Source organism: Brevibacillus sp. Leaf182 (assembly GCF_001423865.2).
Lineage (GTDB): Bacteria > Bacillota > Bacilli > Brevibacillales > Brevibacillaceae > Brevibacillus > Brevibacillus brevis_C.
This window is the reverse complement of the sequence record NZ_LMPN02000015.1, coordinates 162206-177296: the sequence shown is the minus strand read 5'-3', so window position 1 is coordinate 177296 and position 15091 is coordinate 162206. Positions and strand designations below refer to the sequence as shown.

At 49.6% G+C, this 15091-nt stretch carries 11 protein-coding genes; all 11 read left to right on the top strand.

Annotation, left to right across the window (positions count from 1 at the left end; genetic code table 11):
• Positions 1–13: 13 nt before the first annotated feature.
• The 11 genes from glyA to ASG16_RS03690 all read left to right on the top strand — a co-directional run bounded on the left by glyA (position 14) and on the right by ASG16_RS03690 (position 14992).
• Complete coding sequence (gene glyA / locus ASG16_RS03745; protein ID WP_056486876.1) at positions 14–1264, top strand: serine hydroxymethyltransferase; 1251 nt, start codon at positions 14–16, stop codon at positions 1262–1264.
• Between the two features lie 182 nt (positions 1265–1446).
• A complete protein-coding gene (gene upp, locus ASG16_RS03740) occupies positions 1447–2076 on the top strand; it encodes a uracil phosphoribosyltransferase (protein WP_007725492.1) in 630 nt (209 codons plus the stop codon).
• Between the two features lie 18 nt (positions 2077–2094).
• On the top strand, positions 2095–3243 hold the full coding sequence (gene wecB / locus ASG16_RS03735; protein WP_056486879.1) for a non-hydrolyzing UDP-N-acetylglucosamine 2-epimerase: 1149 nt from the start codon (positions 2095–2097) through the stop codon (positions 3241–3243).
• 223 nt (positions 3244–3466) lie between these two features.
• Positions 3467–6631 carry a phosphodiester glycosidase family protein gene (locus ASG16_RS03730; RefSeq protein ID WP_056486882.1) on the top strand — a complete coding sequence of 1055 codons (3165 nt, stop codon included), beginning with the start codon at positions 3467–3469 and terminating at the stop codon, positions 6629–6631.
• Positions 6632–7049: 418 nt separating this feature from the next.
• Positions 7050–8432, top strand: a complete 1383-nt coding sequence (gene bioA / locus ASG16_RS03720) for an adenosylmethionine--8-amino-7-oxononanoate transaminase (RefSeq protein WP_056486885.1) — start codon at positions 7050–7052, stop codon at positions 8430–8432.
• 5 nt (positions 8433–8437) lie between these two features.
• Complete coding sequence (gene bioD / locus ASG16_RS03715; RefSeq protein ID WP_056486888.1) at positions 8438–9157, top strand: dethiobiotin synthase; 720 nt, start codon at positions 8438–8440, stop codon at positions 9155–9157.
• Positions 9158–9177: 20 nt separating this feature from the next.
• Complete coding sequence (gene bioB, locus ASG16_RS03710) at positions 9178–10173, top strand: biotin synthase BioB (protein ID WP_056486890.1); 996 nt, start codon at positions 9178–9180, stop codon at positions 10171–10173.
• 15 nt (positions 10174–10188) lie between these two features.
• Positions 10189–11382 (top strand): 8-amino-7-oxononanoate synthase, encoded by a 1194-nt coding sequence (bioF, locus tag ASG16_RS03705; protein WP_056486893.1) that lies wholly within the window; start codon positions 10189–10191, stop codon positions 11380–11382.
• A gap of 1 nt (position 11383) precedes the next feature.
• The gene (locus ASG16_RS03700) at positions 11384–12121 is read left to right on the top strand and encodes an alpha/beta fold hydrolase (RefSeq protein ID WP_056486896.1); all 738 of its coding nucleotides are present in this window, start codon (positions 11384–11386) and stop codon (positions 12119–12121) included.
• Positions 12090–12908 (top strand): malonyl-ACP O-methyltransferase BioC, encoded by an 819-nt coding sequence (bioC, locus tag ASG16_RS03695; RefSeq protein WP_056486899.1) that lies wholly within the window; start codon positions 12090–12092, stop codon positions 12906–12908. The genes ASG16_RS03700 and bioC overlap by 32 nt, the downstream gene beginning before the upstream one ends.
• A 101-nt stretch (positions 12909–13009) precedes the next feature.
• Positions 13010–14992: an AraC family transcriptional regulator gene (locus ASG16_RS03690; RefSeq protein ID WP_056486901.1), complete on the top strand. Its 1983-nt coding sequence runs from the start codon at positions 13010–13012 to the stop codon at positions 14990–14992.
• The last annotated feature ends 99 nt before the right edge of the window (positions 14993–15091 follow it).

Sequence of the window (15091 nt, the reverse complement as noted above, 5' to 3'; positions counted from 1 at the left end):
AGGAGAAACTATTATGCTAGATTTTTTGCGTAATCAAGACCCGAAAGTAATGGAAGCCATTCAACTGGAGCTCGGAAGACAACGCGACAAGATTGAGCTGATTGCTTCTGAGAACTTCGTAAGCCGCGCAGTTATGGAAGCAATGGGAACCGTTTTGACGAATAAATACGCAGAAGGATATCCAGGCCGCCGCTATTACGGTGGTTGCGAGTATGTGGATATCGTGGAAAACATCGCACGCGACCGCGTAAAAGAAATTTTTGGCGCTGAGCATGCAAACGTACAGCCACACTCTGGTGCTCAGGCGAACATGGCTGTATACTTCACGATCCTTCAGCCAGGCGACACTGTACTGGGAATGAATCTGTCCCACGGTGGTCACTTGACACATGGTAGTGCAGTAAACTTCTCCGGTACTCTCTACAATTTCGTTGATTACGGTGTGGACGAGGATACTCACCTGATCAATTATGAAGTTGTTCGTGCAAAAGCGTTGGAGCACAAGCCAAAACTGATTGTTTGTGGTGCGAGTGCCTATCCGCGTACGATTGATTTTGCCAAGTTCCGTGAAATCGCGGATGAAGTGGGCGCGTACTTCATGGTGGACATGGCGCACATCGCTGGTCTGGTTGCGGCAGGTCTGCATCCAAACCCAGTACCGCACGCGCATTTCGTTACTTCTACGACACACAAGACTCTGCGTGGACCACGTGGCGGTTTGATTTTGTGCAAGGAAGAGTTCGCGAAAGGCATCGACAAATCCGTGTTCCCAGGCGTTCAAGGTGGTCCGTTGATGCACGTGATCGCAGCAAAAGCGGTTGCTTTCGGCGAAAACCTGCAACCAGAGTTCAAGGATTACGCAGCTCGCATCATCAAGAATGCTCGTGCGTTTGCGGAAAGCTTGACTGCTGAGGGTCTGACGCTTGTTTCCGGCGGAACGGATAACCACCTCGTATTGGTTGATGTAAGCAAAATCGGCCTGACAGGTAAAGTAGCTGAGCATCTGTTGGACGAAGTAAGCATTACGACGAACAAAAATACCATTCCTTACGATACACAAAGTCCGTTTGTTACAAGTGGTGTGCGCATGGGTACGCCAGCAGTAACAAGCCGCGGTTTTGATGAGGAAGCAATGAAAGAAGTAGCAGCCATTATCGCTCTGACATTGAAAAACCCAGAGGATGCTGCGAAGCACGAAGAAGCACGCCAACGTGTGGCAGCTTTGTGCCAACGCTTCCCGATGTACGAAGGATTGAATATCTAATCAAGGCAACGAGAAAGCAGACCCGGTGGAAATTTTCCTATACGGGTCTGCTTTTTTTCCACTTATCGGCTGTTGATAGGGGTCGGGTATGCAAAAAAGTACGAAGATTAGGCAAATTGACGGAGCTACTCTCACCAGCTATTATAGAAAGGATGTATTGATAGGGAAACGGAGGAAATGACATGAGCCGTGTATATGTGTTTGACCATCCGCTGATTCAGCATAAAGTTACGTATATTCGTGACAAGAATACAGGGACCAAGGAATTTCGCGAACTGGTAGATGAAGTGACTACTCTGATGGGCTATGAAATTACCCGTGATATGCCGTTGGAGCAAACCACCATCGAAACGCCAGTGGCTACCTGTCAGTCGAATGTAATTGCTGGTAAAAAAGTAGGGTTGGTACCGATTCTGCGTGCGGGCCTTGGTATGGTGGATGGCCTGATGAGGCTGATTCCTGCTGCCAAAGTAGGACACGTAGGTCTTTACCGTGATCCGGAAACCCTGCAGCCTGTTGAGTATTATGTGAAGCTGCCATCCGATGTTGCTGAGCGTGAGTTAATCGTAACTGACCCAATGCTGGCGACTGGTGGCTCTGCTGTAGCCGCTCTTACTGCCTTGAAAAAACGTGGAGCGAAAAACTTGAAACTGATGTGCCTCATCGCTGCTCCAGAAGGCATCAAGCTGGTTCAGGACGAGCATCCTGATGTAGATATTTACGTAGCGGCTGTTGATGAATATTTAAACGACCATGGATACATCGTGCCAGGCTTGGGCGATGCGGGTGACCGCTTGTACGGCACGAAGTAGTCGGAGAGGGAAAAACAGATGAAAACTGTAAAAGTAATGACGGTATTCGGCACACGTCCGGAAGCGATCAAAATGGCCCCACTTGTCCATGAATTGAACAAGTACAGCGAGCAGATCGAATCGGTCGTTTGCGTGACGGCCCAACATCGTCAAATGCTCGATCAGGTTTTGGACATTTTTGATATTCAACCAGACATTGATTTGAACATCATGAAGGATCGCCAAACGCTGGTGGGTGTGACCACTCGCGCATTGGAGAGCCTGGATGAAACGATGAAGGAAGTAAAACCGGACATTGTCCTCGTACACGGGGATACGACAACCACTTTTGTTGCGAGTCTGGCTGCTTTTTATAATCAAGTCGCGATCGGACACGTGGAAGCGGGCTTGCGCACATGGGACAAGTACTCGCCGTTCCCGGAAGAGATGAATCGTCAGTTGACAGGTGTAATGGCTGACCTGCACTTCTCTCCGACCAATGGATCGGCTGACAATCTTCGTCGCGAAGCAAAGCCGGAAGAGAGCATCTACGTGACAGGAAACACAGCGATTGACGCGCTGAAAACAACAGTTCGCGAGGATTACACGCATCCGGTGCTTGATCGTGTAGCTGGTCAGAAGCTGGTGCTGATGACGGCACATCGCCGCGAAAATTTGGGCGAGCCGATGCGCCGTATTTTCCGTGCAGTTCGAAGACTGGTGGACGAGCATCCTGAGATTGCTGTTGTGTATCCGGTTCACTTGAATCCTGCTGTACAAGAAGTGGCGCAGGAGATTCTCGGAAACCACGATCGCATTTCGTTGATCGAACCATTGGATGCCCTTGATTTCCACAACTTCGCTCGTCGTGCCCATCTCATCCTGACCGATTCTGGCGGGGTGCAGGAGGAAGCGCCGTCACTTGGCGTACCTGTCCTGGTTCTGCGCGATACGACAGAACGTCCTGAGGGGATTGAAGCAGGCACGTTGAAGCTTGTGGGAACCGACGAAGAGCAAGTGTATGCAATGGCAAAAGAATTGCTGACCAACCAAGCGGCTTACGATGCAATGGCGCACGCTGTCAACCCGTACGGGGATGGCGATGCTTCCCGCCGTATCGTAGAAGCAATCCTCTATCATTTTGGTTTGCGAGCTGAACAACCAGAGCCTTTCCAACCAGGTCAGTAACATACAGCTAGGAAAACCCGCCAGGTACCGTTCGTCTAAACTGGGCGGGTTTCTTGTTGTAGAGGGATAATCTTGGTTTTGATGACTGACGATTTGGTATGTTTTTCTAATAGAGAATCAAGAGAATTGGCGAAACTATCCATGACCTTTTGCGTCTAATATTTAGTTGCTTGGCTTAGAAGGTAGAAAGACAGAGTTTGGAATACGGAGAGGAGTTACCAACATGAGAGCGCAAAGGATAGTGACGCTGCTCACGGCCACGACTATGGCCTGGGGAGCTTTTGTTCCGTTTGTGCCGTTTGCGACCAATGTCGCACACGCCAGAGCGGAGACCAGTGCATTGAATATGATGTGGCAAACCCCAATTGGTGAGGGGACCACTTTGCAGAAATATACGAAATCATTTGCCAATCAAGTAGTCACGATCATGGTGACCAAGGTTGATTTGAACAATCCTTACGTTGAGGTAAAACCGGTTTACGGAACGAAAGGCAAGCTGACAGACAGGCAGACGGTGACACAAATGGCGCGTGAAACAGGAGCCGTAGCAGCGATCAATGCCGACTTTTTTAACATGTCGAAGCGGGGAGCGCCGTTTGGCATTGTCATGAAAGACGATGAACTCATCTCTTCCATGGGCTTGGTTTCCTACTGGTACGCCCTAGGCTTGACCGGAGACAAGATGGCCATCGTCGACAAATTTGGTTTTGGCGGCAAGGTTACTGCTCCTAATGGCGCTACCTATTCGATTCAGGGTGTCAATAAGGAAGAGTACAACCCGAGTGACGGACGAAAAAGTCACCAGAACCAACTGAACGTTTATACCCCTTCCTTTGGCAAAACCAGCTTGGGGACGATATCGGGCTACAAAGATGTCGTCGAGATTCTGTTTGTTGACAACGTAGCCAAGGAAGTTCGTGTGAATCAACCAGGCGTATACATACCTTACAACGGCTATGTCCTTTGGGGACATGGAGCAGCAGGAGCATTTCTCAAACAGAACTTCCCAGTAGGCGCTACTGCGACGGTTGAGTACCAAACGACACCGCAGACACTCGACTTGAACCATGCGGTGGGTGGCAATGTCATTTTGGTCGATCAAGGGAAAGCATTGTCGTCCTTTCCAGCGGACAAGTCCATCACGAACAAGACGGCGCGCACAGCGGTCGGTGTTTCCCAGGACGGAAAGACCTTGTACATGGTCACGATCGATGCGAGCCAAGGCGTTTATTTGGACGAGCTGGCAAAAATCATGGCGGAGCTCGGCTCTTATCGGGCTGTAAACTTTGACGGTGGTGGCTCGACGACCATGGCTGCACGCATGCTGGGTGAGACACACGCGAATCTGGCGAACAAGCCGAGCGGCGGTGCTGAGCGTCGTGTGCCAACTGGACTGGCCGTATACAACACGGCACCTGCTGGAGAATTGAGAGGCTTCCAAATCGATGTACCGGCAGATGTGCTTATCGGGCAAACCATCTCACTCAGCGCATCCAAAGGATATGATGTGCATTACCAACCGTACGCGATCAATTCAGGTGATGTGAGTTGGGATGCTAGTCAGTCCGAAGCGGGAACCGTAAATGGCAAGCAATTCACACCTGCTCGCTCCGGCAAGATCACATTGACTGCGCGATTGGGCAATGTGACGCAAAATAAAGACATTCAAGTCATTTCCGGCAACGATGTGCAGCAAATCATCGTTTCCCCGAATCCGATCACGATTGCACCGGGACAATCCATTAATCTGGATGTCAAAATCAAAACGAAGAAGGGTTCTACCGTACAAGCGACGCCACTTAGCGTAAAAGCGAGTGTCGATTCTTCTGTAGCAACGATTAACGACAATCTGCAATTGGTAGCAGGTAATGAGCCGGGCAACGGAAACCTGACGATTACGTATGATGGTGTGGCGACAACCGTACCATTTGCCGTTGGACAATTTGAGCAGCCATGGCTCACCTTCGATAATCAGGCTGGCATGTACCATGCGGCAAATCCATCCAGCATCAGTTCCGCTGGTTCGTTCGGGCTCGTTTCCGATCAGACATTCCGCACGAAGAAGGCAGCGAAGCTGGTGTACAACTTCTCTGGAGCACCAGCGAACAACATGCGGATTTCGTATGGCGTTCTGGGGGCAAAACCAGTGACCATCCCTGGCAAACCCCTCGGATTGGGCTTATGGGTCAATGGTGACAACAGCGGACATTGGCTCCGTGCAGAAGCAGTCGATGCAAACGGCAAGCCGGTCTACGTCGATCTGGCAAAAGAGATCAATTGGACAGGCTGGAAGCAGGTTAAAGGTTACTTCCCAAGTAATGTTGCGTATCCATTGCAGTTGAAGAGTGTGTATGTCGTTGACCAAGCCAACGATGGCATTACACACGACAAAGGAACACTGTACTTTGACGAATTCTCGCTCCTCTTGGGCAACCAGTCAGGTCAACCGAGCGATGTAGCGGTTGTTCCTGAACTACCAGGCAGCATGTCCCTCGGGGCGGAGCTCGATCTCCATTATTCCTTTGCAAATACTGCGCCTTACCTGGATAGTGCGCTGATTGATGTGGAGTCGATCGTGACCCAGCCGATGCCAGGATATGTGCCTGCTGATTATTCGTTTACAATTAAGCCGGGCGAACTAAAAGCAGGACAAGAGGACGCGATTTCCACTTCGTCGATTCAGTTGACCTTGGCACCGAAGCAATGGCTCGCTGGAAAAGGCGTTGGACTCTTGTACGTAAACGAAGTGAACAATACTTTGGACCCGCTTCTGGGAACCATGAATGCGCAAGGTCAGTGGGTATATGAAGTCAATAGCTACGGCAAGTACATTCCGTACTACTTGGACAATGCAGGAGCGAGCAGCGCTGGATTTACCGATATCGCGAAGCATCCAGCCAAGGCAGAAATCACTTACATGGCGGAAAAGGGCTACGTGAAGGGTTTGACGGAGACGACGTTCGGGCCAGAGGTTTCCTTGACCAGAGCACAGTTCGTCACCCTGCTCGCACGCACTTTTGAATGGGAGCTTCCATCCTCACCAAAGCTGAAATTCAAGGATAAGGTGCCTTCCTATGCGCAAGGTGCCGTACAGGTTGCTGTTTCCAAAGGTCTGGTAAAGGGGTATAACGATAATACTTTCCGACCGGATCAACCGGTGACACGCGCAGAGGCTGCAGTCATTCTCGATCGTCTCGTGAATAAAAAGGGAGCGACGAAAAAGCTCTCCGATAAAGGGACATGGCCATCTTGGGCATCTACATCCATCAACAATATGGTCGGACTCGGTTTGATTGATCCAGTTGGAGGAAATTATCAGCCGAATAAACCGACGACGAGAGCAGTGTGTGTCGTAGCGCTGTATCGCATCCTGCATCAAGATAAATAGAATCGGAATATAAAAGGTCAAGCTTCTCTAACAAAGAGGAGCTTGACCTTTTTTGTTGCCTTCCTGAGTTTTAGAAGGTATCGATAAACTGACAAAGCTGGTGAGAAGAAAAAGCGCAGGGCTCGTAGACCTTGACAACGTCTACCCAGTCGGAACTTCCAAAAGGGGACCACGCTTGTCGAACACTTCTTCCTTGAGAACCTTCCGCCCGTAGGGTGGCTTTGGCTCGACGGTCCCCTTTTGGAAGTGGAGACGGACAGTAAATCCCCCTTGCGGGCGTGTCAGAGTCGAAGAGAACTGCGCTTTTTCTTCTCCTCACCTATGTTGACTCAAACCAGAAAGTCCTTTTATTTTTCAAGATCGAAAAAAAGCTTTGTCAAAATGCGTTAACCATTTTAAAATAACAGTTAACAAATATATGTTAACCAAGGTTGTGATTTGGTTGTTAAAAAGTTATGCAGAGCTCTCTGCCAAAAACAAGCAATACGTTTGGCATCCCTTCACCCAAATGAAAGACTACGTCGCACAGGAGCCGCTAATTATTGCGAGAGGAGAAGGGATCAGGCTGTTCGATGTGAACGGCAAGGCTTACTACGACGGTTTTTCCTCTGTGTGGTTGAATGTCCATGGCCACAACGTTCCCGAGCTGAATCAGGCGATCACGGAGCAGCTCGACCAGATTGCCCACTCTACCTTGCTCGGCATGGCAAATGTTCCCTCTATTCTATTAGCGGAAAAGCTGATCAATCTCGCACCAAAAGGATTGAGCAAAGTCTTTTACTCTGACAACGGGGCAACGGCAGTCGAAATCTCACTGAAAATGGCGTTCCAATACTGGCAAAATCGCGGGCAGACTGGAAAGCATTCGTTTATTACGATGAACAATGCCTATCACGGAGATACGATTGGAGCTACCAGTGTGGGGGCCATTCCTCTCTACCATCAGGTCTATAAACCACTGCTCTTTTCTCCACATGTCATTCCATACCCTTACCCATACAGACAAGGCGGCGAAGAAGCAGCCGTTCAGGCCACATTGAGCAGTCTGGAGAGTTTGCTTAAGGAAAGAGCTCATGAGATTGCGGCGATGATCGTGGAGCCTGTCGTGCAGGGAGCAAGCGGCATGATTATCATGCCAGACGGTTGCTTGAAAAAAATCGCGGAGCTGTTGCGCGCCCATGATGTATTGCTGATCGCAGACGAAGTAGCGACAGGATTTGGACGCACGGGCAAAATGTTTGCTTGTGAGCATGATGGGGTCGTCCCAGACATTATGGCGGTCGCAAAAGGGCTCACGGGAGGGTATTTGCCTGTTGCGGCTACCTTAGTAACCGAGCAGATTTATGATGCTTTTTTCGCCGACTATGAGGAACAGAAAACCTTTTTCCACGGACATTCGTTTACGGGAAATCCACTTGGCTGTGCAGTTGCTCTCGCCAACCTGCGTCTGATGGAGGAGCGCGGAGTCGTTCAACAAGTAGCACAAAAAGCAACCGATCTGGATCAATTGCTAAGGCAACTTCGCGATCTGCCCCATGTAGGAGATATCCGACAAAAAGGCTTGATGGCGGGAATCGAGCTGGTTCGGGATAAAGAGACCAAGGAGCCTTATCACTGGAATGAGCGGATTGGTGTGCGTGTTTGTCAGGTAGCGAGAGAAAAAGGGCTTCTGACACGACCGTTGGGCAACGTCATCGTTTTTATCCCACCGCTTGTATCTACTACTGAAGAATTGGCTGACATGGTTGGGATTTTGACGGAATCAATTCAGGATGTAACGACAGGTGAAACGGAGGAGTGATTGATATGACTGATCGCCCCTTTTCCGGATTGTTCATCACAGGAACAGATACAGGGGTGGGCAAAACGGTTGTGACTGCCGGAATCGCATCCGTGTTGCGTGAGACAGGAGTGGACATAGGGGTTTGGAAGCCAGTCCAGTCAGGAGCACGAGCCAATGACGAGGGCAGTGACGCTATGCACTTGAGATCGTGGAGCGGAGTGCCTGACGCGTGTGAGGAGATAGCCCCGCTCTGTTTTGAGGCACCGCTTACCCCTTTTCTAGCTGCGGAAGCAGAGGGGAAAAGCTTGACCATGGAGGAAGTAATCGCTTGCGGGCGACCCCTGATGGAACGTCATCCGGCACTCCTTGTCGAAGGAGCAGGTGGTCTGATTGTGCCATTGACTCCAACCGAAACGATGGCGGATCTTGCTGCTCGACTGAACCTGCCTATGCTCATCGTGGCGCGGGCTGGCCTCGGCACGATTAACCATACGCTCTTGTCCGTTTGGTATGCACGGGAACTCGGGATCGAGGTAGTAGGTGTCATCCTGAATCAAAGCAACTCAGCTGGTGTCACCGATGAGAGTGTCAAAACAAACGCGAGCATGATTGAGAGTTATGGGGGAGTTCCTGTATGGGGCGTACTTCCATGGATAGACCAACCGTTAGAGCGTCAGCGGCTAACACAGTTGATCAAAGAATGTGTAGACATCGGGCAGTTGTGTCAGTGGAGCCATCAATAATATAAAGGGGAGATGAGAAAATGAAGCAAAGCACCTGTCTGGATTGGAAGGGATACTCTCATAAAGCGATTACCAAAGCAGAATTTTCACAGGAAGAGGCAATGAAGGTGTTGCAAGCGCCAGATGATGAGTTGCTGCTGGTCATGAACGAAGCTTTTCGCGTTAGAAAGCACTTTTTCGGAAAAAAGGTCAAGCTGAACATGATCATTAACGCCAAGAGCGGCCTTTGCCCCGAGGATTGCGGTTACTGCTCGCAGTCGATTGTTTCGAATGCTCCCGTATCCAAGTATACGATGCTGGACAAGGAGACATTGCTCGCAGGTGCGCGAGAAGCCATGAATCGAAAAGCAGGTACATACTGTATTGTCGCCTCAGGTCGTGGCCCCACGGAAAAAGAGCTGGGTCAGGTCATCGAGGCAGTCAAAGAAATCCGCGAGACGATGCCGCTGAAAATTTGCGCGTGCTTAGGGATACTAAGCGACGAACAAGCAACGCGCCTAAAAGATTCTGGTGTTCACCGCTACAACCATAATCTCAACACGAGTCGCAATCATTACGAAGCGATTACGACAACGCACACGTACGATCAGCGTGTTCAGACAGTTGATACCGTGAAAAGAGCAGGGATGTCGCCCTGCGCAGGCGTGATTATTGGCATGGGCGAGAGCGATGAGGAGATCGTTGAAATGGCATTTGCCCTGCGCAATCTCGACGCAGATTCCATCCCGATCAATTTTTTAAATGCGATTCCCGGAACCCCGTTGGAGGATAAAGGACGCACTCCGGCAATGAAGGCCCTTCGTGTTCTAGCCTTGTTCCGATTTATTTGCCCAGATAAAGAAATTCGCGTTGCGGGTGGTCGCGAAGTGAATTTGCGCACCTTGCAGCCCCTTTCCTTGTATGCGGCTAACTCGTTGTTTGTGGGCGACTATTTGACGACGCCCGGGCAGGAAATTACGACAGACCACCAGATGATTGAAGACCTCGGGTTTGAAATCGAGCTGTGTGCGCTGTAAGACAGTAGGTCATTTATGAATAAACGCTACACATGGCTGGAAGAAGAATACGATTCATTGCGGAAACAATCGTTGGCAAGAGAATGGAACACCGTAGAGTCAGCCAGTGATCGCGCAGGCACGTGGATTCAAGTCGAAGAGAAATCATTATTAAACCTGTCATCGAACAACTATTTGGCCTTGGCCCATGATCAACGAATTGTAGAAGCTGGCAAGAAGGCGGCAGAGGAGTGGGGGGCGGGAGGAACTGCCTCTCGTCTCGTCCATGGCAACTACGCGTTATACGACGAGCTGGAACAACAATTGGCGGCGTGGAAAGAGAGAGAAGGGGCTCTTGTCTTTGCAAATGGCTACCAGGCAAATACGGGGGTAATTGCAGCACTTGTCGGAAGAGGCGACGCTGTTTTTAGTGATCGGTTGAATCACGCCAGCATCGTAGATGGGATCGTGCTCAGTCGGGCGGAGCATTTTCGGTACAGACATAATGACATGGAGCATCTGGAATTTTTGCTGAAAAAGCACCAGGATGCAAGACGGAAGTGGATCGTCACGGACAGCATATTCTCCATGGACGGTGATAAAGCCCCTCTTCTTGAATTGGTACAACTGCGAGATCGTTACGATGCCATGCTGATGGTTGACGAAGCTCATGCAGGGGGAGTGCGTGGTGAAGAAGGGCAGGGCTTGTGTCATGAGCTGGGCATCGCCAGACAAGTCGATGTTTTGATGGGAACCTTCAGCAAGGCATTCGGTGTTTATGGGGCATACGTATGCGCAGATGAGATCATCATTCGTTACTTGATGACAAAAGCGCGTTCGCTGGTGTATTCCACAGCTCTGCCCCCTGCTGTGATTGGCTCGAATCTGGCGGCGTTGTCTTTGGTACAAACAGAGTCTTGGAGAAGAAGAGCAGTGAGGCAGAATGCGCTCGTGTTTCGCCGGTTGCTTCGCTCACGCGGGTTTACCGTAGACGAAGAAGATACGCCAATCATCCCGCTCACGTTAGGGGAGAATGAATGGACTTTGCAATTTAGCAAAAGGCTTCGGCAACGCGGGATTGCAGCAGTGGCGATTCGACCGCCTACCGTGCCAGCAGGAACCGCGCGTATCCGTTTTACGGTGATGGCTGCCCATACGCGCGAGGAGCTGGAGTGGGCGTGCGAGCAAGTGAGCGAAATCAGGGACGAGCTTCATAAAGGAGGACGATAACGTGAGAAAAGTGATGCTGTGGCTAACTGGATGGGGAATGCCAGATTGCAGTTGGGATGCTGTTCGCTCACAATTTCCTTCCTATCAGCACATCGTTCCTACTTATTCGGACGTCACGGGCTCCTTGCAATTTTACGAGAGAGTAGAAGAGGAAGTCCGCTCTCTGTCAACGCAGGAGCTGATTGTAGTGGGGTGGTCTATGGGAGGGATGCTCGCAATACGCCTTGCTGCCCAGCACCCGGTTTCAGGACTTGTTTTGATCGGCACCACAGCACGCTTTACCAGTGAACAGCATGAGCTTCACAAAGGGTGGCATCCTGTTGTTTTGCAAAGGATGAAAAGGCAGCTTTCCGTCGCACGCGGGCGGGTGATGGACGCATTTGTTCAACAGATGCTAACACCAGGAGAGCGTGAGAAAACAGGTTTGCACGTGGGGGTGGATAGCCAGAAGTGGAGTACGGCAGCGTTGATTGCGGGCTTGACCTATTTAGAAGAAGAGGATTGCCGCCCGTTCCTGTCTTCGCTGACTACTCCTACTCTTGTCATTCATGGAATGGAGGATGCTATCTGTTCGCTCGCAGCCGGAGAAGAACTGGCGAGTAGCCTTGCAGGTGCCAATTTTGTGCCAATTCCTGAGTGTGGTCATGCCCCACATGTATTTGTTCCGGAGGTTGTAGGAGATTCGCTAAAGAGGATGGTGGAGCAGCTTGCAGAAGAGGGCAATCAGCAGCCGTTTTAGTGAGAAGGCTGCTTCATACGAAAAATACGCACTCGTGCAAAAGAAGATGGCTGATCATTTGAGTCAAATGGTTACAGAAATAACGAACGAGAACGAGGTGCGAAACATCCTGGAGATTGGCTGTGGGACAGGGGGATTAACCCGCGTCATTCGCAGCCATTTTGCTGATGCCCATTACGAGGCGGTAGAGATTGCGTCAGGTATGCTGGAGCAGGCGAAGAACAATCTGGAGCAGCATGGCCTGATTTGTTCATTTTCTCAAGCGGATGCTGAAGAATGGGTTTGGGAACAACAGGCGAAGTCAAAGGATTTGGTGGTTTCAGGAGCGTGTTTTCAGTGGTTTGCCAAGCCAGCGCATACGCTAAAAGGATTGAGAAGAATCCTGAAGCCCGGAGCACCTTTGGTTTTTTCAACATTTGGACCCGATACGTTTTGGGAGCTACATGATTCGTTTGCGAATGCTCATGCGATTTTGGGGGAAAAGGGAGTGCGTCATGGCTTGGAGTTTCTCTCTGCACGTGATTGGCACGCGCTATTGGAACAAGCAGGGTTTACGGATGTAGAGGTGATGAGGAAATATGAACGGCTCACTTACCCGGGTGTACGCGATTTCTTGCATGCCGTGAAAGCCGTGGGCGCCAGTGCAAGTATGGAGCAAGGGAGCGGTCTGGGACACAGAAAACTCCTTGCAGAAATGATTCGTTATTATGAGCAGACGTATAAAAGAGAAACGGGCATCCCTGTCACCTACGAAGTTATTTACGTTCGCGCGGTTTCATTGAGGTAGTGTGTGCTTTCTATGATTTTTGCTATAGATATGAGAATGGTTATCAAATAGAATGAAAAGAAGAACGATGGGAGGGCTATCAAGGAGTTGAGTGTGGGACAATGAACGTGGATGATCATATTTTTCTATGGAATCAGGCAAGTGTACGATTACATGATCTACGGCATATCGTCATGCGAGCCGGCGAACAACTGCGATCCTATCAATTGCCGGCTAGTGCCTTTCTATTTTCGGTGAGAGGCAGTGGCCTGATTCGTTTTGACGGGAATGTGCATGCGATCAAGAATTGCTATATGGCCCATGCTGGCAAAGGTACATACGTGGATATCGAGGAAATAAAGGATGAGCTGGAATACTATCTGATTTTGTACAAAGCTCATTTGCCGTTGCCTTGTCGGCAGGAGTTGTTACGTTTACTGGAGAAAACCCAACCTTTTCACATCCAATACGGTTTTACCCCCATGCATCAGGTAAATGTATTTGTCGCAATATCACGTATGAAGCAAGCATGGAATCAGAACGGCAACCTGGACAAGCTGCGAGCCAAGGCTCTGCTGTATCAACTCGTATGTGAGCTAATGGCACAGATGCAGTCACAAGGAATCGGGGTAACGGTACCGAATTTGGTCGTTCAGGCCGTCAGATATATCGAGGAGCATTACGCAGAGAATTTTACTCTCGATGATCTTTCCTCGCTCTTAAACTGCAGCTCCCGATCGCTGCAACGCACCTTTAAAGCCCAGCTAGCAGTCGGCCCTATCGACTATCTGATTCAGGTGCGCATTCAAAAAGCACAGGAACTGCTGCGTCAAACGAATTTGGGATTAAAAGAGATAGCGGAATCAGTAGGTTATACAGACAGCTATTATTTCAGTCGTAGCTTTAAAAAATATACAGGCTTCTCTCCTTCGATGTATAAGGAAAATCCGCTGACATCGGAAATGCGTCGCCAAAGTCCATCACTCTTGTCGCGATATTCCATTGCTGGTCAAAAGCTGTGGAAATATAATGATCACATTGAAAATGAAAATCACTCGCACTCAAGAGATGGAGGAGCCGTACCGATGTATAAGAGTACAAAAGCGATGCTGGCGCTGAACCTGATGCTGAGCCTTACCTTGTTGTTGGGAGCTTGCTCAGGCGGCGGTACGAATACGAGCAATTCGGGGAGCTCAGCAACAGGCGCTTCGAATCAGGTAACGACGCAGTCGAATACCACGCAATCTGGCGCGAATCAAGAAGTGAAGAAAAGCGAGACGCGTACAATCAAGCACATGAAAGGCGAGCTGACGCTTGATTTTAAACCAGTCAGAATTGCTGTACTGGATACGCAATACGCAGATCAAATGATAGCTCTGGGCGAACTACCAGCAGGTAGTGTCATTACAACGGGTGACGGTACGAAGTTTCCAGAGTATCTCATGGACAAGCTGAAAGATGTTCATGTACTTGGAACAAAGGACGAGCCAAATTCAGAAGCAGTCGTGGCTATGGAGCCTGACTTGATTATTTGCACGGAATTCCAAGACAAAATCTACGATAACTTATCTAAAATCGCCCCAACCATCATGTTTGATCGAAACGAAGACTGGCGTGATACACTGATTACCTTCGGAAAAATTCTCGAAAAAGAACAAGAAGCTGAGCAGATCGTAAAGGACTACCAAGAGAAAACGAGCAAATTGAAAGCAGAGCTCGCAACCAAGCTCAAGGGTGAGTCCGTCGCACTTATTCGTCCTCGTGACAATGCTATTCGACTGCACACAGTTGAACACCGAACGGCTGCTATCTTGTATACCGATTTGGGACTGACTCCTCCCAAGCCAGCGATGGATAAATCCGATACAGCTACGATGATTTCTCTGGAAGTGCTGCCAGAGGTAAATGCCGATCACTTATTTGTTGTAACGGACAAAGCGAATCAAGCATTAACAGACGAGTACAAAAACAGCTCCATTTGGAAAGGGCTAAAAGCAGCCAAGGAAAATAAGGTGTACGAGGTAAACACAACCGTGTGGATCGCCTATTATGGCCCGATTGCCATCAACAATATCGTCGATGAAATTGCAGAGGCACTTCTATAAATCATTCAAGCCGTCACTCTCTTCTCTGAGCAGTGACATTTTTTTATGAACAGGAAAAGAAAGCGATTTCCTGGCAGGAATTATCATGAAAAGATGGAA